The organism is Pseudomonas sp. Bc-h, assembly GCF_002080045.1.
Lineage (GTDB): Bacteria > Pseudomonadota > Gammaproteobacteria > Pseudomonadales > Pseudomonadaceae > Aquipseudomonas.
In genome coordinates, this window is the sequence record NZ_MUIN01000057.1 from 1 (window position 1) to 355 (window position 355).

Consider the following 355-nt stretch of genomic DNA (forward strand, 5'->3'; position numbering starts at 1 on the left):
CTATAAAAGGATGAGCTAAGTGCCGCGGCAAAGGCGCAGGCAACTCCTACACCGTTCACGAATATATCTTTGTAGTTCAGGGTCAGAACAACACCCAAGAAGCACATAACAAAGCCTATCCAGAACTTTCGGCTTAGCGAGTCTCTACCGAGAATATTGTTCAGAATGCCCACCAGCGCAGGCACACAGGTCACAATTGTGATCAGAAGAACCACTGAAAGGGTTTTCAATGAAATCAGCGTAAGTGCGTTGGTAGCAAAGAGTAGTAGCCCAATTGGCGCCATTTCTTTGACGCCGGCCCAATTTGCGCCTTTCCAGCGCAGCAATATTGGAAGCACAAAAGCCGCCCCAATAA

General features: G+C 48.2%; 1 protein-coding gene. It reads right to left on the reverse strand.

Annotation, left to right across the window (positions count from 1 at the left end; all coding sequences use genetic code 11):
- Positions 1–355 (reverse strand): EamA family transporter (locus tag BWR59_RS31790; protein WP_143491018.1); only part of this gene is annotated, 355 nt, incomplete at both ends.